Source organism: Microbacterium sp. ARD31 (assembly GCF_031844425.1).
Genome location: NZ_JAUZVE010000003.1, coordinates 603,422 through 629,541 on the forward strand (window position 1 = coordinate 603,422; position 26,120 = coordinate 629,541).

Genomic DNA, 26,120 nt, shown 5'->3' on the forward strand with positions numbered 1-26,120 from the left:
CGGGCATGACAGCCCCCTACACCTTGATCCTCCTCCGGCACGGCCAGAGCGAGTGGAACAAGTCGAACCAGTTCACCGGGTGGGTGGACGTCCGTCTCACCGATCAGGGCAAGGCCGAGGCCCAGCGCGGCGGCGAGCTGATCAAGGAGTCGGGTCTGCTGCCCGACATCCTGCACACCTCGCTCCTGTCCCGCGCCATCCAGACGGCGAACATCGCCCTCGACGCGGCCGACCGCCTGTGGGTGCCGGTCAAGCGGTCGTGGCGCCTCAACGAGCGCCACTACGGCGCCCTGCAGGGCAAGGACAAGGCGCAGACCCTCGAGGAGTTCGGCGAGGAGCAGTTCATGCTCTGGCGTCGCTCGTTCGACGTCCCGCCGCCGGACATCTCCGACGACGACCCGTACACGCAGGTCGGCGACGTGCGCTACGAGGGCATCGACGGCGAGGTGCCCCGCACCGAGTCGCTGAAGATCGTCATCGACCGCCTGCTGCCCTACTGGGAGAGCGAGATCGTCCCCGACCTGAAGACGGGGAAGACCGTCATGGTGACCGCGCACGGCAACTCGCTGCGCGCGCTCGTGAAGCACCTCGACGGCATCAGCGACGACGACATCGCCGAGCTCAACATCCCCACCGGCATCCCGCTCGTGTACCGCCTCGACGAGAACCTCGTCCCGATCGGACCGGGCGAGTACCTCGACCCCGACGCCGCCGCTGCCGGCGCCGCCGCGGTCGCCTCGCAGGGCAAGAAGTAACCCGCCTCACACCGGGAACACGAAGAGCGGATGCCTCCCGGCATCCGCTCTTCGTCGTTGCGGCGGCTCAGACCTCGAGGTCGACGCCCTCGGTGTCGGCGGCCCAGGTTCCGGTCGCGAGGTACGACACCTTCTTGGCGACCGACAGCGCGTGGTCGCCGAAGCGCTCGTGGTAGCGGGAGGCCAGCGTGGCGTCGACGGTGGCGGATGCCTCGCCCTGCCAGTTGTCGCTCAGGACCTTCTCGAACACCGCGAGGTGCAGTGCGTCGAGCTGGTCGTCGAGCTCGTGCAGGCGGCTCACCAGCGACAGGTCCTCGGTGCGCAGCAGGTCGGCCAGGGTGCGGGCGACCTCGGTGTCGATCTCGCCCATCTTCGTGAACGTGTTCTTCAGTCCCTTCGGGACCGCCCGCTCGGGGAAGCGCATCCGCGTCAGCTGGGCGATGTGCTCGGCGATGTCGCCCATGCGCTCGAGCGAGGCGCTCACGCGCAGCGCCGCGACGACGATGCGCAGGTCGCGCGCGACGGGCTGCTGGCGCGCGAGGATCTCGATGGCGAGCTCGTCGAGCTCGATGGCCTTGTCATCGATGACCTGGTCGTTGTCGATGACGTCCTCGGCGAGGGCGACGTCGCTCGTGGCGAAGGCCCGGGTGGCCTTCTCGATGGCGACGGTGACGAGTTCGGAGATCTCGACGAGACGGGTCTGCACGTCCTCGAGGGACTGGTGGAAAACTTCGCGCATGGAGCACCTTCTCTTCGTGCGGGCGGGTGAGGGGCGCGACTGTCGCGCAGAGACCTCGGCCATCCTCCCGCGCTCAGGTTAACGGTCGGTGCCGACACGGTGAACAGTCGGCGGTGACCGACCTACGGGCCGATTTCCGTCCGATGGCGGGGGTGTGCCCACCCTACGCTGGGGTCATGGATTCGACGCAGCTCGAGCTGCTGGCGCTCGTCGTGGGGCTCCTGGTCGGCGGTGGTGCGGCCGCACTCGTGTTCTATGCGGCGCGATCGCGGGAGCGCACCCGGCTGGTTACCTCGACCGAGCTCCCCGAGGGCACGGCATCCGTTCTGCAGGCCATGGACGACGCGGCCGTCGTCGTCGATCCGTCGATGCTCGTCCTCGCTGCCTCCGCGACGGCGGAGGTCTTCTCGCTGCGGGTGAACGAGAGCCTCGACGCCGAGCGGCTGCGCGTCCTCGTGCGCGGCGCCCGCCAGACGGGGCTCCCCGCGACCGAGAACATGACGCTCAACCGCGGCGTCGAGCCGCGCGTCGTGGCCGCGCGGGCGAGCGTCATCACCCCGCGTCTCACCCTCATCGTCATCCGCGACATCACCGAGCGCGAGCGCGTCGAGCAGATGCGGCGCGACTTCGTCTCGAACACCTCGCACGAGCTCAAGACCCCCGTCGGCGCCGTCACCCTCCTCGCCGAGGCGATCGAGTCCGCCGCCGACGACCCCGAACAGGTGCGCCACTTCGTCAGGCGTCTGAGCGCCGAGGCGACCCGCCTCGGGCAGCTGACCTCCCGCATCATGAACCTCTCCCGCCTGCAGTCCGCCGACGAGATCTCCGAGATGCGCGACGTCTCGGTGGACGAGGTGGTCCGGGCGGCGATCGAGTCGCTCGCGGTGTCGGCGGAGTCCGCCGAGATCAGCGTCGCCCGCGGGGGCGACCGCGGCCTGTTCGTCCGCGGCGACCGCCAGATCCTCACCGAGGCGGTCAGCAACCTGCTCGCCAACGCCATCGCCTACTCGCCGCCCGGAGCGCAGGTGGGGGTCGGCGTGCGGGAGGCCGACGGCGCGGTCGAGATCGCCGTGGCCGACCATGGCATCGGCATCCCCGAAGAGGACCAGCAGCGCGTCTTCGAGCGCTTCTACCGCGCCGACCAGGCCCGGTCCCGGCGCACCGGTGGCACGGGACTCGGGCTCGCGATCGTCAAGCACGCCGTCCAGCGCCACGGCGGGTCGGTCGACCTCTGGTCGCGCCCCGGGCGCGGGTCGACCTTCACGATCCGCCTGCCCCTCGCCGCCGTCGACACCTCCACCACCCGTAAGCCCAAGAAGAAGAAGATCGGCGCGAAGGCGCCCAGCAGAAGGAAAGCCTCATGACCCGAGTCCTGATCGTCGAAGACGAACCCGACCTCGCAGACCCCCTCGCCTACCTCCTGCGACGGGAGGGGTTCGAGGTCGAGATCGCCGAGGACGGAGGCCTGGCCCTCGACGCGTTCACGTCGCGCGGCGCCGACATCGTCCTGCTCGACCTGATGCTGCCGGGGATGCCGGGCACCGAGGTGTGCCGCGTCATCCGGCAGACCTCCAAGGTGCCGATCATCATGCTGACCGCGAAGGACAGCGAGGTCGACATCGTCGTGGGGCTCGAACTCGGCGCCGACGACTACATCACGAAGCCCTACTCCTCGCGTGAGCTGCTCGCCCGCATGCGCGCCGTGCTGCGCCGTGCGGACAGCGACGAGCTCGACGTCGACGACCGGATCATCCAGGGCGGTCGTGTGACCCTCGACATCGACCGGCACACGGTCGCCGTCGACGGCGACGAGATCTCGATGCCGCTCAAGGAGTTCGAGCTCCTCGAACTGCTCATGCGCAACGCGGGTCGGGTGCTGACGCGAGGGCAGCTCATCGACCGCGTGTGGGGGAGCGACTACTTCGGTGACACGAAGACGCTCGACGTCCACATCAAGCGCATCCGCTCGCGCATCGAGACGAATCCGAGCGACCCCGTCATGCTGCTGACCGTCCGCGGACTCGGCTACCGCTTCGAGGCCTGAGCGCTCCCTCGACGACGAAGGCCCCCACCTCGCGGTGGGGGCCTTCGTGACGGGGGTGTCAGCCGGTGGTCGTCGCCGTCGCGGCGGGCGTCGGGACGAATTCGGTGTAGTAGGGGAGCGTGCCGTCGAGGATCGGGACGGCGACGCGGACGCCCTCGCCCTCGCCCGACTGGAACGAGACCTCGACGTCGGAGCCGGGCTTGCCGGTGTCGTCGAACAGGAGCGGAGCCTGCGTCACGCCGAGGCTGACGGTGCTGTTCGCCGGGACGTCGACGCGCTGCGGCTGGTCGCCGACGGTGACGTTGAGGACCAGGTCCTCATCGGTGCCGTTGACGATGCCGGCGATGAGGTTGCCCAGCGAGCCGTCCTCGTTGGCGATGATCATGGCGTTCCGGACCTTCAGCGGCCCGGACTCGGGGATGTTGACGCCGTCGGACGCCGAGTACTGGATGGTCGTCGCCTGCGGGGCCAGCATGTTGCAGCCCGTGGTTCCCAGAACGACGGCGGCGCCCAGGGCGAGGGACGCGATGAGACGCGATTTCACGGATCCTCCAGATGACACGAACGGCGGCCCTCTCATCCTATGGGGTCACGACGGCGGGACCGGGCGGAGGGGGCGGCGAACTCTAGCGTATGTCGCCTGTGGTATTCTGGAGGTTGCCGAAAGGACACAACTGCATGCTTTTTGAGGTTGGCGAAACCGTCGTCTATCCGCACCATGGCGCTGCGACCATCATCGAGGTCAAGGATCGCGTCATCAAGGGAGAGACGAAGAAATACCTGAAGCTCAACGTCACCCAGGGCGACCTCATCATCGAGGTCCCTGCGGACAACGTCGATCTCGTGGGCGTCCGCGACGTGATCGGCAAGGACGGGCTCGAGAAGGTCTTCGACGTCCTGCGCGCACCCTTCACCGAGGAGCCGACCAACTGGTCGCGTCGCTACAAGGCGAACCTCGAGAAGCTCGCGTCGGGTGACGTCATCAAGGTGAGCGAGGTCGTGCGCGACCTGTGGCGCCGCGACCAGGACCGCGGGCTCTCCGCGGGTGAGAAGCGGATGCTGGCGAAGGCGCGGCAGATCCTCATCTCCGAGATCGCGCTGGCACTGAAGGCCGACGAGGAGAAGGCGTCCAGCGTCCTCGACGAGGTCCTCGCCTCCTGAGACCACGAAAGAACGGCCGGCTGCTCAGCCGGCCGTTCTTCGTTTGCCGCGGGACGGCATGCGTGCGTTCGGGCGATGCGCGCGCCAGGATGAGGGCGTGACCACCCGCGCCGCGCCCGCCGCCGTCGACCTCTCGCGGCGGGACCTCACCCTCGACCTCGCCCGGGTCGTCTGCGTCCTGTTCGTCATCGTCGTGCACCTCGTGCAGGTGGGCATCGGACCCGGACCCGACGGCGGTCTCGTCGCATCCCGCCCCGCCGAACAGCAGCCGTGGTTCGATGCGGCGACGTGGATCGGGCAGATCATGCCGCCGGCTTCATCCGCACGCGCACGCTCCGTCTCGCGCAGCCCGCCCTGCCCCTCTTCGTCTTCTTCGCGGTCGTCCTCGGCGTCGCCACGGCGGCCGGTCTGCCGGCGCAGCTCGTGTCGGATGCCGCCGTGGGCGCCGGGTCGCCGCTGTGGTTCCTCGCGGCGTATCTCCTGTGCCAGGCGGCGGTCCCGTTCCTCGCGGCCTGCCACGCCCGCCGTCCGCTGGCGACGCTCGTCGTCCTCGCGCTGGGTGTCGTCGTGGTCGACGTGGTGCGATTCTCTTCGGGTGTCGAAGAGGTCGGCCTGCTGAACCTGCTGTTCGTCTGGCCCCTCGTGCAGCAGTTCGGGTTCTGGTACGCCGACGGATGGTTCGACCGGCGGCATCCGCTCACCCTCGTCGGCATCGCGGCCGCCTGCTATCTGCTCCTGTGGCCGTTGACGGCGGTCGGACCGTACTCGACCAGCATGCTCGGCAACCTCAATCCGCCGACGGTTCCGCTCGTGGTCCTCGGGATCGCCCAGGCCTGTCTGCTGCGACTGCTCAAGCCGGCGCTCGCGCGCCTCATGTCGCTCCGCGCGATGCAGGGGGTCGTCTTCGTCCTCGGGTCCCGGCTCATGACGATCTACCTCTGGCACCTGCCGGTGATGCTGGCCCTCACCGGCATCAGCCTGCTCATCCCCGGGGCGGCGCCGACACCGGCGTCCGAGGCCTGGTGGTGGTCGCGGCCGATCCTCTTCGTCGTCGTGCTGGCCGTCCTGCTCGTGCTCTCTCTCGCCATCGCACGGTGGGAGGCCCTCGGCACGCTCGGGTCGACGCCGCCCCGGGCGGTCGTTGCCCTCGCCTGGGTGTGCGCGTTCGTCCCGCCGTTCGCGGTGATGGAGTGGTTCCTCGATCTGCCGATCGCGGTCGGGGGTGCGGTGCTGCTGGCCGTCGCCGTGTTCCTCCTTCGGCGCCGCCCGCGCGCACACGCGTCGCTACGCTCGGAGGCATGAGCATCATCCCCGTTCCCCATGTGGCCGTCATCGTCGTCGCCGCGGGGTCGGGCACCCGGCTCGGGGCCGACGCGCCCAAGGCGTTCGTGGGGATCGATGCGCACACGATCCTGCGTCACGCGCTGCGCGGCGTGTTCGCGGCACCCCAGGCGCAGGTGGTCGTCGTCGCGCCCGCCGACCGCGTCGGCGACGCCACGACGGAGGCCCGCGAGGCCGCTGGTAATCGGGGTGACCTGGTCTCGGTCGTCGCCGGCGGGGCGACCCGGCAGGCGTCGGTCGCGGCGGGACTGGCCGCGGTCTGGCCCGACGTCGAGATCGTCCTCGTCCACGACGCCGCCCGCGCGCTCACCCCGCCCGAGGTCTTCGCCCGGGTGATCGACGCGGTCGCCGCGGGGTCGGATGCGGTCATCCCCGTGCTGCCCGTCGTCGACACCCTGAAGCGGATCGACTCCGACACGGTCGTCGAGCCGGTGGACCGGTCGGTCCTCGCCGCGGCGCAGACCCCGCAGGGTTTCCGTCGCGCCGTCCTCGACGACGCGTATCGGGATGCCACGGCCGACCACACCGACGACGCCGCCCTGCTGCAGGCCGCCGGCACGGTCGTGCGCACCGTCCCCGGCGACGAGCGGGCGTTCAAGATCACGACGTCGGCGGACCTCGACCGGGCACGCGGGCTCGTCTCGCCGATCCCGCCGGTCGTCCCGGCGGCGCCGGTCGCGATCCCGCGGGTCGGGATCGGTACCGACGTCCACGCCTTCGGCGGCGACGGCACGCTGTGGCTCGCCGGCCTGGAGTGGCCGGGGGAGCCGGGACTCCACGGGCATTCAGACGGGGATGCCGTCGCGCACGCGATCGTCGACGCGGTGCTGGCCGCTGCGGGGCTCGGCGACATCGGCACGCACTTCGGCACGGACCAGCCCGAGTACGCCGGTGCTCATGCCGCAGCGTTCCTCGCCCGCACCCGTGCACTCGCCGGGGAGGCGGGATGGCGCATCGGTAACGTCAGCGTGCAGGTGCAGGCGAACCGGCCGCGGTTCGCCGCGCGGCGCGCGGAGGCGGAACGGGTGCTGTCCGAGGCGCTCGGCGCTCCCGTCGCGGTGTCGGCGACGACGACGGACGGGCTCGGATTCACCGGTACCGGAGAGGGCGTCGCGGCGTTCGCGGTCGCCGTCGTCGTCCCCGCGTGACCCGGCGGCTCAGAGCTCTCGCGTCATGAACGTCGAGGCGGGATCCGGGCGGTAGTCGCCGAACGGTTCGCACTCGACGAACCCCTCACTCGCGTACAGCGTGCGCGCGGCGAGGAACGCGGCATCCGACCCCGTCTCCAACCAGACCCGGGTGAGGCCGTCGGCGCGGGCCGCGGTGAGGATGTGACGCAGGATCGCGCGGCCGACGCCGGTGCCGAGATGGGCGTCGGCGACCCGCATCGACTTCAGCTCGCCGTGCGTCGCGCTGAGACGCGCGAGGGCTCCGATCCCGGCGATCTCGCCCTCCCGCCACGCCGACCAGACGGTGACGGACGGATGCCGCAGCGCGCCGACGTCGAGGGCGTGCACGCTCTCGGCGGGGGACTGCGCGTGCATGCCGGCGAGGTGCTGCCGCACGAGGGCGGTGCTGGCCGGCCCGGTGAGGTCGTCGAGGCGGATGTCGGGGGGAGCGGGCACGTCAGGCCTCCACGGCGAACGGGGCGGGGTCGCGGGGTCGCCGCGACCCCCAGGCCAGGGTCACGAGACCCGCAGCCAGGACGACGAGGCCCGTCACCGCGAGAGGGGAGAGTCCCTCGCCGAGCACCGTCACGCCGAGCACCGTCGCCGTGAGGGGTTCGCCGAGGGTCAGCGTCGCCGCCGTCGCCGCCGTCAGCCCCTGGAGGCCCCACGTGAAGAGCACATAGGCGAGGGAGATCGTCGCGAGACCGAGCCAGAGCGCCATCGCGAGCCCGGACGGCGTCACCGCCCAGCTCAGGTCGACGAAGGGGATCGCCGCGGCGCACAGAACGGCCGACCCGACACCCATCGATCCCACGACGGTGAAGGCGTCCCATCCCGCGTCGAGCAGGCGCCGCTGCGCGTTGGCGATGACGGCGAAGCAGGCGCCGGCGCCGACGGCGGCGGCGAGACCCGCGCCGTCGACACCACCCGTGCCCGATCCGCCGCCGAGCCCGAGCAGCACGACACCCACCGCGGCGAGGGCGGTGGCCGCCATCCACAATCCGGAGGGCACCCGGCGCGAGAGCGCCCATTCGAGGATGCCGGCGAGAACGGGAGCGGACCCGAGCGCGATCACGGTGCTGACGGCGACGCCGTTGGTCTCGGTGCCGAGGAAGAAAAGCGGCTGGTAGAGGCTGATCGCGACCCCCGTGGCCGCCATGAGCGCGAGCGGGCGCCAGGTGAGCGCGGGGCGCGGCCGGTCGGGTGTCCGTCGGCGGAATCGGGTGGCGAGGAGGAACGCGAGGGCAGCGAGCCCGATGCCGCCGACCACCATCCGCGCGACGCCGACCGAGAGCGTCGAGGCGTCGTCCGGACCGAGGGCGCCTGCGGTTCCCGTCGTCCCGAACAGCAGCGCGGCGGCGAGGACGGCGAGCAGATGCAGCACCCTCCTTTTCTATCGTCTCGACGCGGGTGCCTCCGCCACCCGCCGGTAGCATGGACCGGTGACGGTTCGGCTCTACGATTCCCAGGCTCAGGCGCTGCGCGACTTCGCGCCCGCCGACCCCGGGAACGTCACGATGTACGTCTGCGGGCCGACCGTCCAGTCGGGGCCGCACATCGGCCACGTCCGCGCGGCGCTGAGCTTCGACATCCTCCGTCGGTGGCTCGCCCACCGGTTCGGTCGCGTCACGTTCGTCCGCAACGTCACCGACATCGACGACAAGGTCCTCGCGAACGCGACCGACGACGAGCCCTGGTGGGCGCTGGCGTACCGGATGGAACTCGAGTTCTCGCGCGCGTATGCCGCGGTCGGCATCCTGCCCCCGACGTACGAGCCCCGGGCGACGGCATCCATCCCGCAGATGCAGGAACTCATCGAACGCCTCATCGAGGCCGGCCACGCGTACGCCGCGGCAGGTGACGTGTACTTCGACGTGCGGTCCTGGCCGCCGTACGGGGCGCTCACCCGCCAGTCCGTCGACGCGATGGAGTCCGCCGCTGACGCCGATCCGCGCGGCAAGCGCGATCCGCGCGACTTCGCCCTGTGGAAGGGCGCGAAGGAGGGCGAACCGGCGGATGCCGCATGGGCATCACCCTGGGGATCGGGCCGTCCCGGCTGGCACATCGAGTGCTCGGCGATGAGCCGGCGCTACCTCGGGCCCGAGTTCGACATCCACGGCGGGGGTCTCGACCTGCGCTTCCCGCACCACGAGAACGAACTCGCGCAGTCGACCGCCGCCGGTGATCCGTTCGCGCGGTACTGGGTGCACAACGGCCTCGTCACCGTCGGCGACCAGAAGATGTCGAAGTCGCTCGGCAACTTCCTGCTCGCCGAGGACGTCCTGGAGGAGAACGACCCCGTCGTGGTGCGGTACGCGCTGCTCGCGGCCCACTACCGCTCGAATCTGGACCTCTCCGCCTCGACGTTCGCCGAGGCCGAGGCGGCGCTCGGTCGGATCGACTCGTTCCTGCAGCGCGTCCTCCGGGCGGCGGGTTCCGAGCCGTCGGTCCTGCAGCCAGGGAGCATCCCGGAGGCCTTCGCGGTCGCCATGGACGACGACCTCGGCGTGCCGCAGGCTCTCGCGGTCCTGCACGACACGGTCCGCTGCGGCAACACGGCGGTCGATGCGGGGGACCTGGCGACCGCCATCACGCACCGGGGGAGCGTCGTCGCCATGTTGCAGGTCCTCGGACTTCCCGCAGACGATTCCGCGACAGCGGTCGGTTACGGCGCCGCCGCGGACGCCGCCCTCGACGCCCTCATCACCACCATGATCGACCAGCGCGCGGAGGCCCGCGCGGCGAAAGACTGGGCGGCAGCCGACCGCATCCGCGACGCGATCGCGGCGGCCGGCGTCGTCCTCGAAGACGGTCCCGAAGGGACCCATTGGAGTTTGAACAATGGCTAAGCCAGGCAACCCGTCCGCCGGACGCGGCAAGAAGGGTCCCACGAAGGGATCCGGCGGCAAGAACAAGCGCTCGCTCGAAGGGCGCGGCCCGACCCCCAAGGCCGAGGACCGCGCCTGGCACCCCGCCGGGAAGCGCAAGGCCGCCAGGGAGCGGTTCGTCGCCGCCGGTGGCAAGCCGCAGATCCGCCAGACCACGGGCGGTCGTGCGCCCAAGGCGAAGTCCGGCGACGACACCGAGACCGTGACCGGGCGCAACAGCGTGCTCGAGGCCCTCCGCGCCAAGATCCCCGCGACCGCGTTCTACATCGCGCAGCGCGTCGAGATGGACGACCGCGTCAAGGAGATGCTCTCGATCGCGACCAACCGCGACATCCCCGTCCTCGAGGTCACCCGTCAGGAGCTCGACCGGATGGCCGGGTTCGACGGTGTGCACCAGGGTGTCGCGCTCAAGGTGCCGCCGTACGAGTACGCCCACCCGCAGGACCTGCTCGAGCAGGTCATCGACCGCGGCCAGCTGCCCCTGTTTGTCGCCCTCGACGGCGTCACCGATCCCCGCAACCTGGGTGCCATCATCCGCTCGACCGCCGCGTTCGGCGGGCAGGCGATCATCCTGCCGCAGCGCCGCTCCGCGGGGGTGAACTCCGCCGCGTGGAAGACGAGCGCGGGAGCGGCCGCCCGCATCCCCGTCTCCATCGCGCCGAACCTCACGACGACGCTCAAGGAGTTCAAGAAGCAGGGCGTCTTCATCCTGGGTCTGGACGGCGGCGGGGACGTCTCCCTGCCCGCGCTCGAGCTCGCCGACCGCCCCGTCGTGATCGTCGTGGGCTCCGAGGGCAAGGGTCTCTCGCGCCTGGTCACCGAGACGTGCGATCAGATCGTTTCGATCCCGATCAACGCGGCGACCGAGTCCCTGAACGCCGGCATCGCCGCATCCGTCGCGCTCTACCAGGTCGCCACGCTGCGCGCGGCGTCCGAGTGAGAGCCCAGGCGGAGGATTGCGCGCCAGACTGACGTCACCGACTGCGAAAGGACGCATCCCATGACCCGTATCGCTGTGATCGGTGGCACCGGCTATGCCGGCGGCCACATCGTCGCTGAGGCCGCCGAGCGCGGCCACACGGTCGTCTCCGTGGCCCGCAAGCTCCCCGCCGAACGCGTCGACGGCGCGACCTACGTCGAGGGCACGCTCCTCGACGCGCCCGCGCTCGTCGCCGAGCTGGAGGGCGTCGAGGTCGTCGTGTTCGCGACGTCGCCGCGCGGTGACATGGCCGGCAAGATGCGGGATGCCGTCACCGAGCTGATCCGCGAGCTTCCGCTGTCCGTGCGGGTCGGTGTCGTCGGCGGCGCCGGAGGTAGCCTCGTCGCCCCGGGTGGGCCCCGCGTGATCGACAGCGGCTTCCCCGACGAGATCAAGCCCGAAGCGATGGAGGCCATCGGCATCCTCGAGGACCTGCAGGCCGACACGACCGGCCGCGAGTGGTTCTACATCCACCCGGCCGGCGGATTCGGCGCCTGGGCGCCGGGGGAGCGCACCGGCTCGTACCGCGACGGCGGCGACGTCATCGTCACCGACGACAAGGGCGAGTCCTTCATCTCCGGTGCCGACTTCGCGATCGCCGTCCTCGACGAGATCGAGTCGCCGAAGCACCGCAACGAGCGGTTCACCGTCGGGTACTGAGCCCGCTCAGACGAGGTCGCGCCAGTCGACCTGCTCCTCGTCGTCCTCGTCGGGGAGGGGCAGATCGGCGGTGACGACCGGAACCGCCATCGTCTCGGTCGGCGGCCCCATCACGGTCGCCTCGTCGCGGCGGTGACGGAGGACGTCGTCGATGTACGACGACAGGACCTCCGCGATCGGGATCGACTTGCCGCGCGCCTGCGACATGTACCAGCGGTGCTCCAGCACCTGGTGGAACACCTCGGCGGGCTCGAGCTTGCTCCGCAGCTCCCACGGGACGGCTTTCACGACCGGCTCGAACACCCGCGTGAGCCACTCGTGCGCGACCATCTCCTCGTCGCTGCCGAGGCGCGAGACTCGGGCGGCGAACTCGTCCATGTCGTTGAGCAGGCGCCGCGCCTGATTCTCCTCGACGTCGAGCCCCGTCAGGCGGAGCAGACGTCGCTGGTGGTGGCCGGCATCCACCACCTTCGGCTGGATGAGGACCTTCGTGCCGTCGGCGGTCTCGTCGATCGACATCTCGCCGATGTCGAAGCCGAGACCGTTGAGCCGCTGCACACGCTCGGTGATGCGCCAGGTCTCGTTCGCGGCGAAGCTCTCGGTCTCGGTCAGCGCGCTCCACAGGGAGCGGTACGAGGACATGATGCCGTCGGCGATGGCGACGGCATCGACACCGCCCTCGAGGCGGCCACCGGCTTCCAGGTCCATGATCTCGCCGGCGATGTTCGTGCGGGCGACGTCGAGGTCGTGCTCGCGCTGACCCCGCGTGAGGCCGCCCTCGTGCAGTTCGCCCGTCTCGGCATCCACCAGGTACGCGGCGAAGGCCCCGGCATCCCGTCGGAACAGCGTGTTCGACAGCGACACGTCGCCCCAGAAGAAGCCGACGTTGTGCAGGCGCACGAGCAGGGCTGCCAGTGCGTCGACCAGCCGCGTCGCCGTGTCGGGACGCAGCACCTGGGTGAACAGGGCGCGGTAGGGGAGGGAGAAGCGCAGGTGCGCGGTGACGAGCGCGGCCGGGAGCGGCTCGCCCTTGGGCGTCCGCCGCCCGTCGATGACCGCCACCCGACTCACGCAGGGTACGTCGAGCCGGCCGAGCGAGCCGAGCATCTCGTACTCCCGGCGCGCCATCTCGGCGGTCGTCTCCTTCACCGCGATCACCCGCCCCGACAGGCTCGCGAATCGCACGAGGTGGCGGGAGAGGCCTTTGGGGAGCGAGACGATCGCGTCGCTCGGCCACTCGCCGAGCGGGGTCGACCAGGGCAGGGCGAGGAGCCCTGCGTCGACGCTGCTGGCGGTGATGCTCAGGGAATGGACCACGCGGTGACCTCCGGCTGACGCGCCGCGGCGCGGGAGGTCCGGAGACCTTCCCGCGCCGCGGTCCTGCTGATGATGACGATCAGGCCGAGACGACCGGCTTGTCGTTGAGGCGGTCGCCCGACTCGATGTCGAACGCGTGGACGTGGCCCGGCTTGGCGGCCAGCGTGACCGTCTCGCCCGCGTTCGGGTGGTTGCGGCCGTCGACACGGGCGACGACGTCGGTGCGCTTGCCGTCGATGTCGACGTGACCGTACAGGTAGCCGTCGGCGCCGAGCTCCTCGACGAGGTCGACCTGAACGGCGAGGCCGCGACCGTCGGCGGGGCCGACCTCGAGGTCCTCGGGGCGCACACCCACGGTGACCTGGCTGCCGGTGGCGCGGCCGACGGTGTCGCGGTCGAGGGGGACGACCTCGGTGCCGAACTGGATGCCGCCGTCGGCGAGGCTCGCCGGGAACAGGTTCATGGCAGGCGAGCCGATGAAGCCGGCGACGAAGACGTTGTTCGGCTTCTCGTAGAGGTCGCGCGGGGTGCCGACCTGCTGGAGCAGACCGTCCTTGAGGACCGCGATGCGGTCACCCATCGTGAGGGCCTCGGTCTGGTCGTGCGTGACGTAGACCGTGGTGACGCCGAGGCGACGCTGCAGCGACGCGATCTGCGTGCGCGTCTGGACGCGGAGCTTGGCGTCGAGGTTCGACAGCGGCTCGTCCATGAGGAAGACCTGGGGCTGGCGGACGATGGCGCGACCCATGGCGACACGCTGACGCTGACCACCCGAGAGGGCCTTCGGCTTGCGGGTCAGGTACTGCTCGAGGTCGAGGAGCTTGGCGGCCTCGAGGACGCGGGCGGCGCGCTCCTCCTTGCCGACGCCGGCGATCTTGAGCGCGAAGCCCATGTTCTCGGCGACGGTCATGTGCGGGTACAGCGCGTAGTTCTGGAAGACCATCGCGATGTCGCGGTCCTTCGGCGGGACGTCGGTGACGTCGCGGTCGCCGATGCGGATCGAGCCGGAGTTGACCTCCTCGAGACCCGCGAGCATGCGCAGGGAGGTGGACTTACCGCAGCCGGACGGGCCGACGAGGACGAGGAATTCGCCGTCGGCGACCTCGAGGTTGAGCTTGTCGACCGCGGGGCGGGTTCCACCGGGGTACAGACGGGTTGCGTTGTCGAACGTGACGGACGCCATTGTTTCTTCTCCTTCACCGGCAGGTACGTGCCGGACGATCCGTAGTGAAGCGAGCGGGGACGACCCCGCACACCCGCCATCGGGTGCGTCTTCAGTATGGCACGGGAGGGCCGCGAGAGGGGATGCGGTCTCGTCAGCCTTTTTCCAGCGCGTCTGACTAACATCGACCGTGCGCCACCCCCGAGCGCCGGGCCCTACGGCCACCACAGATCTTCCCGAGGTTTCATGTCCACCGATTCCGGCGACACTCCGTCATCCGCGACCGACCGCCGCGAGGCCGTGCGAGAGAAGGCGCAGCGCGTCCACATCCGCCAGTCGCGCGCGCGGATCGCTCGTCGCATCTCGCTCGGCGTCCTGGCGACCGCGGCCGTCGCCGCCGTCGCGACCGTCGTCGTGTGGTCGGTCACGTCGACAATGGGCGGACGCGACCTGACCCCGAGCACCGCATCATCGGACGGCTTCGCGGTCAGCGACGTCACGGGCGTCGCGGCGGACCAGGGCGCGATCGACGAGAGCGCCGTCGAGGCGACCCCGGGGTCGGACAAGGCGGCGACGCCGGCACCGACGGCATCCCCGACCGCTGCTCCCGTCGACATCCGCGTCTACGTCGACTACCTCTCGCCGGGTGCGCGCGAATGGCAGCTCGCCAATGTCGACCAGCTCACCACGTGGGTCGACCAGGGAGCCGCGACCCTCAGCTACCACCCGGTGTCGATGCTCACGGCCAAGTCCAACGGCACGAAGTACTCGCTGCGCGCCGCCGCGGCGGCGGCCTGCGTCGCGACCCACGACGAGAGCGTCTTTTTCGCGTACAACACCGAGCTGCTCACGCGTCAGCCGGCGATGGACACGGACGGATTCTCCGACGTCGAGCTCGCCGACCTGGCGCAGGCCGTCGGCGCGAGCGACCCCGAGAAGCTGCGGTCGTGCATCGAGGACGGCGACTTCATCGAGTGGGCGAAGGATGCCACGGAGCGCGCGATCGCCGGCATCCCCGACACCGACGGTCTGGAGCTCACCGGCACGCCGATGATCCTCGTCAACGGCCAGCCCTACATGGGTGCGCTGTCGGACGCCGCGGAATTCTCGCAGTTCGTGCTCACGAGCGCCAGCGACGCGTTCTACACCGAGCAGACCCCGACCCCCACGCCGACGGCACCGGCGGAGACGCCGACGCCCACCGCGCCTGCGGAGTGACCGGCGCGGTCCGGATAGACTGGGCCACCTGCCGGCTTGGCGCAATTGGTAGCGCACCGTACTTGTAATACGGGGGTTGCAGGTTCAAGTCCTGTAGCCGGCACCATCGTTCTGCGTCGACCCGTACTTGTCATACGGGGGTTGCAGGTTCACGTCCTGTAGCCGGCACTCCATCTGTGCGTCGACCCGTACTTGTCATACGGGGGTTGCAGGTTCGAGTCCTGTAGCCGGCACTCCATCTGTGCGTCGACCCGCGCTTGTCAGACGGGGGTCGCGGGTCGTTCGCGGCGGACGCGCAGGCGCAGGAACGGACGCTCGACGAACCAGTAGGACGCTTCCGCGACGAGCAGGAGTGCCAGGAGTCCGCCGATCGTCAGCCCCCCGAACCAGGTCTCGTTGTGCCGGGTCAGGAACAGCTGCTGGTAGAGGTAGAGGCTGTAGGAGATCAGCCCGATGTGGACCATCGGTCGCCAGTTCAGGAATCGTCCGAACGGCGAGGCAGGGGCCCGCATCATCCACACGATGACGAGCGCCACCGCGAGAGCATCGCCGACGTAGCCGACCGTGTACATCCACACGCCTTCGAATCTCGACGTGAGCGCCCAGGACAGCGGCAGCCACACCACCACCGCCCACTGCAGGTGACGCGCGAAGATCCACTCGGTGAGGCGCTCGAACCATCGCTCTCCGGCGCCGTACGCCAACAGGCATCCGGTCATCAGCGCGTCCGCGCGGGTGTGGAACATGTAGGTCACCCCGCCCTCCGGCACGAAGGGCAGGAGGTAGGTCCCGATCCGGACGAACGGCGAGATCAGCACGCCGATGACGAGCACCTTCACCGCGACCCGGCGCGGCATGAGGATGACGGCGAGGGGCCAGAGGACGTAGAACTGCTCCTCGACGCTGAGCGACCAGGTGTGCCCCGTCCACCACGAGCCGTCCAGCGGCCAGTAGTCGCGGAGGAACAGGGCGGGGCTGATGATGTCGCGAGGGCCGAGCCCGTCGATCACCCGGGTCACCGCGAGCGCGGAGACGACCGCGAGGAAAACGAACAGCGCGGGAAGGATGCGGTACGCCCGACGGCGGTAGAAGGCCGAGAGCGAGATGCGACCGGTCTTCCCGCGCTCGCGCAGCAACAGCGTCGTGATCAGGAACCCCGACAGGACGAAGAACGCCTGCACGCCGAAGTATCCGCCGGGAAGGTTCGCTCGGAGGAACACCACGACGTCGTTCTGGGGGAGCGTGGCCGCGCCGTGGGCCCAGATCACGCAGAGCACCGCGAGCGCTCGGATCCCGTCCAGCGACGGGATGGTGCGGGCGAGCGCCGGATCGGTCGCGCGCGAGACGGTCGACGCACTCGTCATGTCTTCCCCCAAGAAATCGCGAGCAGCGCAGGTCCCCACCGCGCTCAGCCCGTCTAGGGCATGACGCTACCCGCTCGCACGACGTTTCGCGAGGGTCGAGCGAGCGGGTAGCTTCGGCTCACGCCACGGGCGTCTCGGCCTCACGAGGCGTGACGCGGACCTCCGCGATGCGCCGGCGGTCCATGGCGGTCACCTGGATCGTCGCGCCGTCGACGTCGATCGTGTCGCCCACGACCGCGAGGCGACCGAGCCGCTCGGTCACGAATCCGGCGACCGTGTCCGAGGCGCCGCGGGGGAGCGTGATCCCTGTCGCCTCGGAGAAGTCCTGCAGGTTGAGGCGCCCGTCGATGATCTCGCGATCACCCACGGGGGCGACGGCGTCGTCGTACTCGTCGAAGATCTCACCGACGACCTCCTCCACGAGGTCCTCGAGGGTCACGATGCCGTCCGTACCGCCGTACTCGTCGACGACGACAGCGATCTGGTGCCCCTCCGCCCGCATCTTCGTCAGCGTCGGGAGGACGCGCGCCGTCGACGGGAAGTAGGGGATCGGCCGGACGATGCTGGACAGGGGGACCGCCGCATCCGCAGCCGCCTCGAACAGGTCCCGGACGTGCACGAAGCCGACGATGTCGTCGATGGACGTGTCGGCCACGGGGTACCGCGAGAACGGCAGTTCGTGCACGGCGGAGATGGCCTCGCCGATCGTCGCGCTGTCGTCGAGGGAGGTGACGTCGGGACGCGGTCGCATGACTTCGCTCAGCTGTCGCTCCCGCAGCGAGAGGACGTCCTCCAGGATGCGGCGCTCGTCCTCGGGCAGACCCTCGTGGCTCGCGACGATGTCGCGGACCTCCTCATCCGTCATCTCCTCACCCGTCTTGTGCGGGTCTCCGCCGAGGAGGCGCACGAGGGCGTTCGTCGATACCGACAGCAGCCAGATGACCGGCCTCATCACCTTGGCGAACCCGTCGAGGACGGGCGCGACGACGTAGGCGAACTGGGCGTTCCGCTGGATGGCGAGACGCTTCGGCACGAGCTCGCCGAGCACGAGCGACAGGTACGCGATGAGCAGCGTGAGGATCAGCGTCGCGATCGTCAGAGCCAAGCCCGGGTCTGCGCCCCACGACTCGATGAGCGGCGCCACCGACGGGGCGATCGAGGTCGCGCCGTACGCGGCGGACGCGAAGCCTGCCACCGTGACGCCGATCTGCACCGCCGAGAGGAACGTGTTGGGGTTGCGGGCGAGGCCCGCCACCTTCTGCCCACGTTTGCCGCGCGCGGCGATCGCGTTGATCTGGCTCTCCCGCAGGGTCACCAGCGCCATCTCGGTCGCCGCGAATACCCCGCCCACCAGGACGAACACCACGACGAGGGCGATGTTGAGGGCCAGATCGTTCATCGAGTTACCTCGATGCCGTCGGTCTCAGTGGTGGGCGGGATCGTATGATCGCTGTCCATCGGTCAGCGGTGCTCCTTCGTTTCTGCGGGGGAGGGGGTCGAGGTCGGTGCGCCGGCGTCCAGCTCGCGGTCGCGGTCGCGACGTGTCTTGGCGAGGCTCGCCACCGTCGCGACGACGATCGTGGCGGCGATGAACAGGAGCGAGAACCAGATCGGGATCTCGGGAACCCAGAGCATCGGCTCGCCGCCGTTGATGAACGGCAGCTCGTTGACGTGCATGGCGTGCAGGACGAGCTTCACACCGATGAAGGCGAGGATGACGGCCAGGCCCTGTGCGAGGTACACGAGGCGCTCGAGCAGACCGCCGATGAGGAAGTACAGCTGACGCAGACCCATGAGGGCGAACGCGTTGGCCGTGAACACGATGTACGCCTCGTTGGTGAGACCGTAGATCGCGGGGATCGAGTCGACCGCGAAGATGAGGTCGACGAAGCCGATCGCGATGATCACCAGCAGCATCGGTGTGACGAAGCGCTTACCGGCCTTCTTCACCGTGAGCTTGTCGCCGTTGTACTCGTCGCTGACGGGCAGGATGCGGCGGACGAACTGCATGAACTTGCCGTTGGCCGGGTCGGACTCACCGTGTGCGAACGCCTGACGGTAGGCGAGGAACAGCAGCAGCGCGCCGAAGACGTAGAAGATCCACGAGAAGTTCTCGATGAGCGCGGCGCCGACGGCGATGAACGCGCCCCGCATGATGAGCGCGATGACGATGCCGATCATCAGCACCTTCTGCTGGTACTTCTTCGGCACCGCGAACCCGGTCATGACGATGAGGAAGACGAAGAGGTTGTCGATCGACAGCGCCTTCTCGGTCAGGTACCCGGCGAAGTACTCGCCCGAGTACACCCAGCCCCAGCCCGGGATGAGGCCGATGACGACACCGAAGATCAGCGCGAGACCGATGTACAACGCGGACCAGCGCGCCGACTCGCCGATCGACGGTTCATGCGGCTTGCGGACGTGCGCGAAGAATTCGTAGACGAAGAAGGCGATCGTGACGGCGATCGTGATGCCCCAGACGAGAGGGGTGATTTCCACAGGAGTCTCCTCAATGGCGTGATGAAAGGACGCCAGAGTCTTCTCCATCCCGAGTGATCGGGACCGGTGGTCCGGGATGCACCTTCACATCCGTAATGACGAACCGACCGTCGTGGAGTACTCCCCCTGGGACTGAAAATGTTACGGGATCGGCGCGGGCAAAACTGACAATTGCCTGACGCGGCCGAGCCTGCTAGCCGCGGGAGGGTTCCTTGAGATCGTCGCTCGCGTACGGCGCCGGCGCCGGCGCGTGCGCGTACGGGATGAACCAGCTGGCGAAGTCCAGCGGAGGTGTCGCGGCGGCGGCATCCCGCTTGCTGATCGCATCCTGCTCGACGAAGAGGGATTCCGCATCGAGGTCCTGGAACAGCACGGTGTCCAGGTGCTCGCGCCAGCCCTCCGGCAGGTCGCCGGTGAGGCGTTCGGCGCTGCGCGCCGCCTCGTCGAGCACGAGCTTCAGCGCCAGCTCGTGGGCGACGGTGGGAGGGTACACGGGTGAGGCGCTGAGCCGGGAGGTGACCTCGATCGTGGCGGCGAGGAACTTCTGCGCGAACGCCCGGTCGTAGTGCGTCGCGTACTGCGGGGGCAGTTGCGAGATCACGTGCGTCTCTCGCCAGGCGGATCGCGTGTCGGCCGCGTCCGCCAGCTGGCGGACATCGTCGAAAAGGCAGTCGACGACCAGGACGGAGGCGTTCCAGACGAGCCCCTTGATGATCGTCCGCTGGCGCAGCTCGGATGCCGTCGCCTCGGTCGTCGGTCCGCCGAAGAGTTCGTCCAGTGCCCAGTCGATCCCCGCCAGGCGCGCACCCGCCCGGGCGACCCGCGCGGTGTCGGAGGATCCTTCCGGAACCTCGCCCGACGTGCCCTCCCACTCCGAGTCGACGATCGAGGAGTTGGTGGATTCGATGCGCACCAGGTGCTGGGCCCCGTCGGCCACCGACACCTCGATCAGCGACAGCAGCGCGTCCTCGGCATCCATCGACGACTCGGACATCCGTGACGCGTCATCCATGCCGCCGACGAGATCGTCGGGGTGCGCGCAGACGAGGTCGAGATCGATGCGGACCGCCGCGCGGTAGCGGGGAACGGATGCCATGGGGGCATCGTACCCACGGCCCCGCTTACAGTGTCAGTCCGCGTCGGCCAGTCCCAGGACGTCGAGGAGCCAGGCGAGCTCGAACGCGCGCTCGCGCCACGAGTTGTACCGCCCGCTGACACCACCGTGACCCGCGACCATCTCGCACTTGAGCAGCGCGTCCGCACCGACCTCGCGCAGGCGCGCGACCCACTTCGCCGGCTCGACGTAGAGCACCCGGGTGTCGTTGAGCGAGGTGACGGCGAGGATGCGGGGGTACCGGACGCCTTCCTGCACGTTCTCGTAGGGGCTGTACGACTTCATGTAGGCGTACACGTCGGCGTCGTGCAGCGGGTCGCCCCACTCGTCCCACTCGATCACGGTGAGCGGGAGGGACGGGTCGAGGATCGTCGTCAGCGCGTCGACGAACGGGACGCCGGCGAGGATGCCCGCGAACAGGTCCGGGGCGAGGTTCGCCACGGCGCCCATGAGCAGACCGCCGGCGGAGCCGCCCTCCGCGACCAGGCGGTCGGGGGAGGTGTACCCCTCGGCGACGAGGTGACGGCCGACGGCGACGAAGTCCGTGAAGGTGTTCCGCTTGTGCAGCAGCTTGCCCTCCTCGTACCACTGGCGCCCCATCTCGCCACCGCCGCGGACGTGGGCGATCGCGAAGATCACGCCACGGTCCAGCATCGACAGGCGGGCGACCGAGAATCCGGGCTCGATGGAGTGCTCGTACGAGCCGTACCCGTAGAGATGCAGGGGTCGGGGCGCCGCTCCCGGTTCGCCGGACGACCGCTTCCACACGAGAGAAACGGGGACGCGCGTGCCGTCGTCGGCGGTCGCCCAGACCCGTTCCTGACCGTAGTCGGCCGGGTCGTACCCGCCGAGGACCGGCTGGCTCTTGCGCAGCAGGAGCTCGCCCGTCGCCACGACGTAGTCGTACACCGTGCCGGGCGTCACGAACGAGGCGTAACCGAGACGGATGACCGGGGGCGCCCACTCCGACGATCCGCTCGCCCCGGCGGCGTACAGCGGCTCGTCGAAGGCGATCTCGGTGACCTCATCGGTGGCGTAGTCGAGGATGCCGACGCGGGCGAGGCCCTCGCGGCGGTACTCGACGACCGCCCAGTCGCGGTAGGCGGACGCGTCGAGCAACCGCCGACCCGGCTGGTGCGGCAGCACGACGTGCCGCTGCCCGGTGGGGTCGGATGCCGCTACCCGCACCAGCTCGAAGTCCAGCGCGCCGTCGTTGTGGAGGATGTAGAGCACGTCGTCCCCGTCGATCACCGCGTGGGTCAGCGAGTACTCGACGCCCTCGCGGCGCGGCCACACCGATCGGGGCTCCGCCGTGAGGTCGTCGGCCGGGACGAGGAACTCCTCCGAGGTGATGGAGGACCCCACCCCGATGACGAGGAAGCGGTCGCTGCGGGTGAAGCCGGCGCCGACCCAGTACCGCTCGTCGGGTTCGGTGAAGATCACGCGGTCGGATGCGGCATCCGTCCCCACTTCGTGCAGCCAGACGGTGTCGGGTCGCCAGGCGTCGTCGACGGTCGTGTAGACGACGTGACGACCGTCGGGGGAGAAGACCGCGCCGGAGAAGGTGTTCTCGATGACGTCGGCGAGGTCGTCGCCGGTCACCAGGTCGCGGATGCGGAGGGTGTAGCGCTCGTCACCGGCGACGTCGACGGCGTACAGCATCCGGGTGCCGTCGTTCGAGACGTCGAGGCTGCCGAGGGAGAAGAAGTCGTGGCCCTCGGCCTCGACGTTGCCGTCCAGGAGCACCTGCTCGCCGGGGACGTCGGTGTCGGGGGAGAGCACGGGCGGCGTCCAGTCCGCGACGTCCGCGATGGGGGCGCGGCAGTTGATGCCGTACTGCTTGCCCTCGACGGTGCGGCCGTAGTACCACCACCGCCCGCGGCGCGAGGGGACGGAGAGGTCGGTTTCGAGCGTGCGGCCCTTGATCTCCTCGAAGATCCGCTCGCGGAGGCCGGCGAGGTGCGCCGTACGGCTGTCGGTGTAGTCGTTCTCCGCCTCGAGGTGGCCGATGACGGTCTCGTCGTCCTTCGCGCGCAGCCACTCGTAGGGGTCCGAGACGGCGTCTCCGTGGTGCGTGCGGGTGAACGGGCGGCGGTCGGCGACGGGCGGTGTCACGGCTACGGAGGTCACCCGACCACGCTAACCGACCCTCGCGGGCGCGCGCGGGTTATGCCATGGCGGATCGTGTGCGAGGATTTCCCAGGCCCGATTGAACCCCTGGTGACGTCTGGGTGAACTTTTCGTTCGCAACGCCGATCGCCGCGGCACCCGTTCCCCCGATTCCCGACGGAAAGCGAACTGTGGAGACCGCAGCACTCATCGTCGTCCTGGTCATCGCACTGGCACTCTTCTTCGACTTCACCAACGGCTTCCACGACACGGCGAACGCGATGGCGACGCCGATCGCGACGGGCGCACTCAAGCCCAAGGTCGCGGTGCTGCTGGCTGCCATCCTCAACCTCGTCGGCGCATTCCTGTCGACGGAGGTCGCCAAGACGATCTCGGGCGGCATGATCCGCGAGGATCAGCTCTCCCCCTCGATCTTCCCCGCGATCATCTTCGCCGGGCTGATCGGCGCCATCACGTGGAACATGCTCACCTGGCTGCTCGGCCTTCCCTCGAGCTCCTCGCACGCACTCTTCGGCGGCCTCATCGGGGCGACGATCGTCGGCGCGTCCGTCAGCGCGATCAACGTCGGTGTCGTCCTGTCGAAGGTCGTGCTCCCCGCCCTCATCGCCCCCCTCACGGCCGGCATCATCGCCTTCGCCGCCACGAAGATCGCTTACGCCGTCACCCGCCGCTACGACAACAAGCCGGACGGCCGCGACGGCTTCCGCTGGGGTCAGATCTTCACGTCGTCGCTCGTCGCCCTCGCGCACGGCACCAACGACGCGCAGAAGACGATGGGCGTCATCACCCTCGCCCTCATCACGGTCGGCTGGCAGACGCAGTCCGAGCCCGAGCTCTGGGTCATCTTCGCGTGCGCGTTCACGATCGCTCTCGGCACGTACATGGGCGGGTGGCGCATCATCCGCACGCTCGGCAAGGGCCTCACCGACGTCAAGCCCGCACAGGGCTTCTCGGCGGAGGCATCCACCGCGTCGACGATCCTCGCCTCGAGCGCGCTCGGCTTCGCCCTGTCGACGACGCAGGTCGCCTCGGGGTCCGTCATCGGGTCGGGCCTCGGTCGCCGCGGGTCGAGCGTGCGCTGGCGCACCGTCGGGCGCATCACGGTCGGGTGGGTCCTCACGCTTCCGGCCGCCGGCATCGTCGGTGCACTGGCCGCCCTCCTCATCGTCGGACTCGAGAACCTCTTCGGCGAGGGACCGGGTGAGCTGATCGGCGTCATCATCGGCGCCGTCGTGGCCGTCGCCGTCGTGCTCGCGATCTTCCTGCGGTCCCGGCGCAACGAGGTCACCGCGGCGAACGCGATGAGCAGCGAGGTGGCCGACTCGGGTGCCGCCGTCGGTCTCACGGAGGAACCGCCCCCCACACGCCGTCAGCAGCGCGTCGCGCAGTCCGCCGCCGCATCCGACGAGGAGGGAACCCGATGAGCGTCGACGTCAACTGGCTCGCCTTCGTCCAGGTCTTCGTCGCGGCGCTCCTCGCCGCCGCGACGGTGGTCGCCTTCTACGCGATCGGTCTGCGTCTGCTCGTTCGGGCGGGACGGGTGCCGGTGGTCATCCCGGCCACCTTCACCGACGCGCTGACCGTGATGACGCCCAAAGAGCAGAAGCGGGCCGCCAAGGCCGCCAGGAAGGCCGCCAAGAAGAACCCGCTGAGCCCGGCGCAGAAGCGCATCGCCCTCGTCGGGGCGTACGCCGCGTTCGCGGTCTGCGGCCTGGTCGTGCTGGGCGGGCTCCTGCTCATCCTGTTCAACCACTGATCGCCGCGCGTCCGGAGGCGTCAATAGGCTGGGCGGCATGCAGCCCGTCTCCTTCGGTCGCCATGCGCCCGCCGTCCGCACGATCGTCCATCTGAGCGACACCCATCTGCTCGCCGGCGATCGCCCGCTCGGTGGCGCCTACGACGCCACGGGCGGTGTCGCGGCGGCCCTCGCAGCCGTCGAGCGCACCGGCATCCGCCCCGACGCGATCGTCGTGACGGGCGATCTCACCGACCTGGGAGAGCCCGCCGCCTACCGCCGGCTGCGCGAGCTCGTGGAACCGATGGCCGAGCAGCTGGATGCGCCGGTCGTGTGGGTCGCGGGCAATCACGACGAGCGACCCGCCCTGCGGGAGGGGCTCTTCGATGAGCCGGGCTCCGAAGCGCCGCTCACCGCGGTCCACGACCTGGGCGGGCTGCGACTGGTCGTCCTCGACTCCACCGTCCCCGGCTGGCATCACGGCCTCGTCGATGCGGCGCAGCGCGAGTGGCTCCGGGAGGTGCTCGCCGAGCCGGCGCCACTCGGCACGCTGCTCGCGTTGCACCATCCGCCGATCCCGAGCCACATCCCGTTCTTCGACATCCTCGAGCTCCGGGAGCAGGACGAGCTGGCGGCCGTGCTCGCCGGCACCGACGTGCGCGGCATCCTGGCCGGTCACCTGCACTACTCGACCTCGGGCACCTTCGCCGGCATCCCCGTGAGCGTCGCCTCCGCGACCTGTTACACGATGAACCTGCAGCGACCGGCGACCGAGGTGAACGGCATGGATGCCGGACAGTCCTTCCACCTCGTCCACGTCTACGACGACACGATCACGCACACGGTCGTCCCCGTGGTCGAGGCGCCGACGGGGGACTACTTCTCGGCCGAGTGGGTGGAGCGGATGGCCGCCCTCACGCCCGACGAGCGCCTCGAGGCCTTCTCCCGGAAGCCCGCCTTAGCCTCTTGACTTCGAGCGCACTCGAAGTCCTACCGTGAGGGCATGTCCCTCCTCTCCACCTCTGCCGGCGCCTCCATCGCCGAAGCGGCGGACGCGACCGGAGTCAGCGCGCACACCCTTCGCTACGACGAGCGTGCGGGCCTGATGCTGCATCCCGTGGACCGGACATCCTCGACCCACCGGCGCTACTCGGATGCGGACCTCGCCTGGATCCGCTTCCTCACGCGGCTCCGCTGGACCGGGATGCCGATCGCCACCATGCGTCGCTACACCGAGCTCGTGCGCGAGGGGGACGCGACGATCGCGGAACGGCGTCGACTGCTCGTCGAGCACCGGGAGGTCGTCCGCCGCCGGCTCAAGGAGGTCACGCTGAGTCTCGCCGTCATCGACCACAAGATCGACATCTACGACAAGGAGATCACCGCATCATGAAGACCACCGCACTCGGCCAGAACGGGCCCCGGGTCGGCCGCATCGGCCTCGGACTCATGGGGATCACGAGGCCGAGCTGCTGCCCGCGCTGCGCGAGCTCGGCATCGGGTTCGTGCCGTACTCGCCGCTCGGTCGCGGCTTCCTGACGGGTCGGATCCGCTCGGTCGACCAGCTCGACGAGAACGATTTCCGTCGGAACAACCCGCGATTCGAGGACGAGGCGCTCGTCGCCAACCTGCGGATCGTGGACGTCATCGAAGGCGTCGCGGGCGAGGTGGACGCGACCCCCGCTCAGGTCGCGCTCGCCTGGCTCCTCGCGCAGGGCGAGGACATCGTGCCCTCCCGGGTACGCGCAAGCTCGAGCGCGTCGACGAGAACATCGGCGCCACCGAGCTCGCTCTCACGGACGACCAGCTGCGCCGGCTGAGCGGGGTCGGGCCGGCGGTCGGCGA

General features: G+C 69.9%; 26 protein-coding genes and 2 tRNA genes. 17 read left to right on the forward strand and 11 right to left on the reverse strand.

Translation table 11 applies throughout. The features are described 5' to 3' along the window. Positions 1–5 precede the first annotated feature (5 nt). Positions 6–755 carry a phosphoglyceromutase gene (locus Q9S36_RS13385; protein WP_217531424.1) on the forward strand — a complete coding sequence of 250 codons (750 nt, stop codon included), beginning with the start codon at positions 6–8 and terminating at the stop codon, positions 753–755. A gap of 67 nt (positions 756–822) precedes the next feature. On the opposite strand, the gene phoU is transcribed toward Q9S36_RS13385, so the two are convergent. Continuing rightward, entirely contained in the window at positions 823–1,494 is a 672-nt protein-coding gene (phoU, locus tag Q9S36_RS13390) for a phosphate signaling complex protein PhoU (RefSeq protein ID WP_064003130.1), read from the reverse strand. A gap of 176 nt (positions 1,495–1,670) precedes the next feature. Between phoU and Q9S36_RS13395 the strand changes: the two genes are divergently transcribed. Both Q9S36_RS13395 and Q9S36_RS13400 read left to right on the forward strand, forming a co-directional pair. Then, the gene (locus Q9S36_RS13395; protein ID WP_311285545.1) at positions 1,671–2,858 is read left to right on the forward strand and encodes an ATP-binding protein; all 1,188 of its coding nucleotides are present in this window, start codon (positions 1,671–1,673) and stop codon (positions 2,856–2,858) included. After that, positions 2,855–3,538 carry a response regulator transcription factor gene (locus Q9S36_RS13400; protein ID WP_253034268.1) on the forward strand — a complete coding sequence of 228 codons (684 nt, stop codon included), beginning with the start codon at positions 2,855–2,857 and terminating at the stop codon, positions 3,536–3,538. The genes Q9S36_RS13395 and Q9S36_RS13400 overlap by 4 nt, the downstream gene beginning before the upstream one ends. A 58-nt stretch (positions 3,539–3,596) precedes the next feature. On the opposite strand, the gene Q9S36_RS13405 is transcribed toward Q9S36_RS13400, so the two are convergent. Continuing rightward, positions 3,597–4,082 (reverse strand): DNA modification methylase, encoded by a 486-nt coding sequence (locus tag Q9S36_RS13405; protein WP_311285546.1) that lies wholly within the window; start codon positions 4,080–4,082, stop codon positions 3,597–3,599. Positions 4,083–4,216: 134 nt separating this feature from the next. On the opposite strand from Q9S36_RS13405, the gene Q9S36_RS13410 reads away from it, so the two are divergent. The 3 genes from Q9S36_RS13410 to ispD all read left to right on the forward strand — a co-directional run bounded on the left by Q9S36_RS13410 (position 4,217) and on the right by ispD (position 7,188). Continuing rightward, complete coding sequence (locus Q9S36_RS13410; RefSeq protein WP_036313590.1) at positions 4,217–4,699, forward strand: CarD family transcriptional regulator; 483 nt, start codon at positions 4,217–4,219, stop codon at positions 4,697–4,699. Positions 4,700–4,987: 288 nt separating this feature from the next. Next, the gene (locus Q9S36_RS13415; RefSeq protein WP_311285547.1) at positions 4,988–6,001 is read left to right on the forward strand and encodes an acyltransferase family protein; all 1,014 of its coding nucleotides are present in this window, start codon (positions 4,988–4,990) and stop codon (positions 5,999–6,001) included. Beyond that, positions 5,998–7,188 (forward strand): 2-C-methyl-D-erythritol 4-phosphate cytidylyltransferase, encoded by a 1,191-nt coding sequence (gene ispD, locus Q9S36_RS13420; protein ID WP_311285548.1) that lies wholly within the window; start codon positions 5,998–6,000, stop codon positions 7,186–7,188. Before Q9S36_RS13415 ends, ispD begins: the two co-directional genes overlap by 4 nt. Before the next feature lie 9 nt (positions 7,189–7,197). Here the strand turns inward: ispD and Q9S36_RS13425 are convergent, their stop codons facing one another. Further along, entirely contained in the window at positions 7,198–7,665 is a 468-nt protein-coding gene (locus tag Q9S36_RS13425; RefSeq protein WP_311285549.1) for a GNAT family N-acetyltransferase, read from the reverse strand. 1 nt (position 7,666) lies between these two features. Then, the gene (locus tag Q9S36_RS13430) at positions 7,667–8,593 is read right to left on the reverse strand and encodes an EamA family transporter (RefSeq protein ID WP_311285550.1); all 927 of its coding nucleotides are present in this window, start codon (positions 8,591–8,593) and stop codon (positions 7,667–7,669) included. A gap of 58 nt (positions 8,594–8,651) precedes the next feature. Between Q9S36_RS13430 and cysS the strand changes: the two genes are divergently transcribed. Genes cysS through Q9S36_RS13445 form a run of 3 tightly spaced genes read left to right on the forward strand, consistent with a single transcriptional unit; the run spans position 8,652 to position 11,736 of the window. Then, complete coding sequence (gene cysS, locus Q9S36_RS13435) at positions 8,652–10,058, forward strand: cysteine--tRNA ligase (protein WP_311285551.1); 1,407 nt, start codon at positions 8,652–8,654, stop codon at positions 10,056–10,058. Continuing rightward, a complete protein-coding gene (gene rlmB, locus Q9S36_RS13440; RefSeq protein WP_311285552.1) occupies positions 10,051–11,037 on the forward strand; it encodes a 23S rRNA (guanosine(2251)-2'-O)-methyltransferase RlmB in 987 nt (328 codons plus the stop codon). The genes cysS and rlmB overlap by 8 nt, the downstream gene beginning before the upstream one ends. A 60-nt stretch (positions 11,038–11,097) precedes the next feature. Continuing rightward, the gene (locus tag Q9S36_RS13445; protein WP_253034275.1) at positions 11,098–11,736 is read left to right on the forward strand and encodes an NAD(P)-dependent oxidoreductase; all 639 of its coding nucleotides are present in this window, start codon (positions 11,098–11,100) and stop codon (positions 11,734–11,736) included. Positions 11,737–11,742: 6 nt separating this feature from the next. Here Q9S36_RS13445 and Q9S36_RS13450 read toward each other — a convergent pair whose 3' ends face one another. Continuing rightward, complete coding sequence (locus tag Q9S36_RS13450) at positions 11,743–13,053, reverse strand: DUF4032 domain-containing protein (RefSeq protein WP_311285553.1); 1,311 nt, start codon at positions 13,051–13,053, stop codon at positions 11,743–11,745. Between the two features lie 79 nt (positions 13,054–13,132). Further along, positions 13,133–14,236 (reverse strand): ABC transporter ATP-binding protein, encoded by a 1,104-nt coding sequence (locus Q9S36_RS13455; RefSeq protein ID WP_217531414.1) that lies wholly within the window; start codon positions 14,234–14,236, stop codon positions 13,133–13,135. Between the two features lie 225 nt (positions 14,237–14,461). Between Q9S36_RS13455 and Q9S36_RS13460 the strand changes: the two genes are divergently transcribed. From Q9S36_RS13460 to Q9S36_RS13470, 3 genes are all read left to right on the forward strand, one after another. After that, positions 14,462–15,433: a thioredoxin domain-containing protein gene (locus tag Q9S36_RS13460; protein ID WP_217531413.1), complete on the forward strand. Its 972-nt coding sequence runs from the start codon at positions 14,462–14,464 to the stop codon at positions 15,431–15,433. A 30-nt stretch (positions 15,434–15,463) separates the two neighbouring features. Continuing rightward, a tRNA-Thr gene (locus Q9S36_RS13465) sits at positions 15,464–15,539 on the forward strand. A gap of 37 nt (positions 15,540–15,576) precedes the next feature. Then, positions 15,577–15,666, forward strand: a tRNA-Thr gene (locus Q9S36_RS13470). 27 nt (positions 15,667–15,693) lie between these two features. Here Q9S36_RS13470 and Q9S36_RS13475 read toward each other — a convergent pair. The 5 genes from Q9S36_RS13475 to Q9S36_RS13495 form a co-directional block, all read right to left on the reverse strand. Next, positions 15,694–16,797, reverse strand: a complete 1,104-nt coding sequence (locus tag Q9S36_RS13475) for an acyltransferase (RefSeq protein ID WP_311285554.1) — start codon at positions 16,795–16,797, stop codon at positions 15,694–15,696. A 118-nt stretch (positions 16,798–16,915) separates the two neighbouring features. Further along, the gene (locus Q9S36_RS13480) at positions 16,916–18,196 is read right to left on the reverse strand and encodes a hemolysin family protein (RefSeq protein ID WP_311285556.1); all 1,281 of its coding nucleotides are present in this window, start codon (positions 18,194–18,196) and stop codon (positions 16,916–16,918) included. Positions 18,197–18,258: 62 nt separating this feature from the next. Continuing rightward, positions 18,259–19,296 carry a TerC family protein gene (locus tag Q9S36_RS13485; RefSeq protein ID WP_311285557.1) on the reverse strand — a complete coding sequence of 346 codons (1,038 nt, stop codon included), beginning with the start codon at positions 19,294–19,296 and terminating at the stop codon, positions 18,259–18,261. Positions 19,297–19,489: 193 nt separating this feature from the next. Next, positions 19,490–20,392, reverse strand: a complete 903-nt coding sequence (locus tag Q9S36_RS13490; RefSeq protein WP_311285558.1) for a hypothetical protein — start codon at positions 20,390–20,392, stop codon at positions 19,490–19,492. Positions 20,393–20,425: 33 nt separating this feature from the next. Continuing rightward, complete coding sequence (locus Q9S36_RS13495; protein ID WP_311285580.1) at positions 20,426–22,525, reverse strand: S9 family peptidase; 2,100 nt, start codon at positions 22,523–22,525, stop codon at positions 20,426–20,428. Positions 22,526–22,710: 185 nt separating this feature from the next. On the opposite strand from Q9S36_RS13495, the gene Q9S36_RS13500 reads away from it, so the two are divergent. The 5 genes from Q9S36_RS13500 to Q9S36_RS13520 all read left to right on the forward strand — a co-directional run bounded on the left by Q9S36_RS13500 (position 22,711) and on the right by Q9S36_RS13520 (position 26,095). Next, positions 22,711–23,964 carry an inorganic phosphate transporter gene (locus Q9S36_RS13500; protein WP_217531408.1) on the forward strand — a complete coding sequence of 418 codons (1,254 nt, stop codon included), beginning with the start codon at positions 22,711–22,713 and terminating at the stop codon, positions 23,962–23,964. After that, positions 23,961–24,296 (forward strand): peptidase, encoded by a 336-nt coding sequence (locus Q9S36_RS13505; RefSeq protein WP_217531407.1) that lies wholly within the window; start codon positions 23,961–23,963, stop codon positions 24,294–24,296. The genes Q9S36_RS13500 and Q9S36_RS13505 overlap by 4 nt, the downstream gene beginning before the upstream one ends. 37 nt (positions 24,297–24,333) lie before the next feature. Next, entirely contained in the window at positions 24,334–25,245 is a 912-nt protein-coding gene (locus tag Q9S36_RS13510; RefSeq protein WP_311285559.1) for a phosphodiesterase, read from the forward strand. 33 nt (positions 25,246–25,278) lie between these two features. Then, positions 25,279–25,668 carry a MerR family transcriptional regulator gene (locus tag Q9S36_RS13515; protein WP_311285560.1) on the forward strand — a complete coding sequence of 130 codons (390 nt, stop codon included), beginning with the start codon at positions 25,279–25,281 and terminating at the stop codon, positions 25,666–25,668. Between the two features lie 112 nt (positions 25,669–25,780). Beyond that, complete coding sequence (locus tag Q9S36_RS13520) at positions 25,781–26,095, forward strand: aldo/keto reductase (RefSeq protein ID WP_396653754.1); 315 nt, start codon at positions 25,781–25,783, stop codon at positions 26,093–26,095. Positions 26,096–26,120: the final 25 nt, after the last annotated feature.

Coding starts and splice junctions, on each gene's coding strand:
- Q9S36_RS13455 (WP_217531414.1), bottom strand. CDS start 14,236: ATGGCGTCCGTCACGTTCGACAACGCAACCCGTCTGTACCCCGGTGGA.
- Q9S36_RS13460 (WP_217531413.1), top strand. CDS start 14,462: ATGTCCACCGATTCCGGCGACACTCCGTCATCCGCGACCGACCGCCGC.
- Q9S36_RS13410 (WP_036313590.1), top strand. CDS start 4,217: ATGCTTTTTGAGGTTGGCGAAACCGTCGTCTATCCGCACCATGGCGCT.
- phoU (WP_064003130.1), bottom strand. CDS start 1,494: ATGCGCGAAGTTTTCCACCAGTCCCTCGAGGACGTGCAGACCCGTCTC.
- Q9S36_RS13515 (WP_311285560.1), top strand. CDS start 25,279: ATGTCCCTCCTCTCCACCTCTGCCGGCGCCTCCATCGCCGAAGCGGCG.
- Q9S36_RS13400 (WP_253034268.1), top strand. CDS start 2,855: ATGACCCGAGTCCTGATCGTCGAAGACGAACCCGACCTCGCAGACCCC.
- Q9S36_RS13480 (WP_311285556.1), bottom strand. CDS start 18,196: ATGAACGATCTGGCCCTCAACATCGCCCTCGTCGTGGTGTTCGTCCTG.
- Q9S36_RS13445 (WP_253034275.1), top strand. CDS start 11,098: ATGACCCGTATCGCTGTGATCGGTGGCACCGGCTATGCCGGCGGCCAC.
- Q9S36_RS13395 (WP_311285545.1), top strand. CDS start 1,671: ATGGATTCGACGCAGCTCGAGCTGCTGGCGCTCGTCGTGGGGCTCCTG.
- rlmB (WP_311285552.1), top strand. CDS start 10,051: ATGGCTAAGCCAGGCAACCCGTCCGCCGGACGCGGCAAGAAGGGTCCC.
- Q9S36_RS13385 (WP_217531424.1), top strand. CDS start 6: ATGACAGCCCCCTACACCTTGATCCTCCTCCGGCACGGCCAGAGCGAG.
- Q9S36_RS13505 (WP_217531407.1), top strand. CDS start 23,961: ATGAGCGTCGACGTCAACTGGCTCGCCTTCGTCCAGGTCTTCGTCGCG.
- Q9S36_RS13510 (WP_311285559.1), top strand. CDS start 24,334: ATGCAGCCCGTCTCCTTCGGTCGCCATGCGCCCGCCGTCCGCACGATC.
- Q9S36_RS13490 (WP_311285558.1), bottom strand. CDS start 20,392: ATGGCATCCGTTCCCCGCTACCGCGCGGCGGTCCGCATCGATCTCGAC.
- ispD (WP_311285548.1), top strand. CDS start 5,998: ATGAGCATCATCCCCGTTCCCCATGTGGCCGTCATCGTCGTCGCCGCG.
- Q9S36_RS13475 (WP_311285554.1), bottom strand. CDS start 16,797: ATGACGAGTGCGTCGACCGTCTCGCGCGCGACCGATCCGGCGCTCGCC.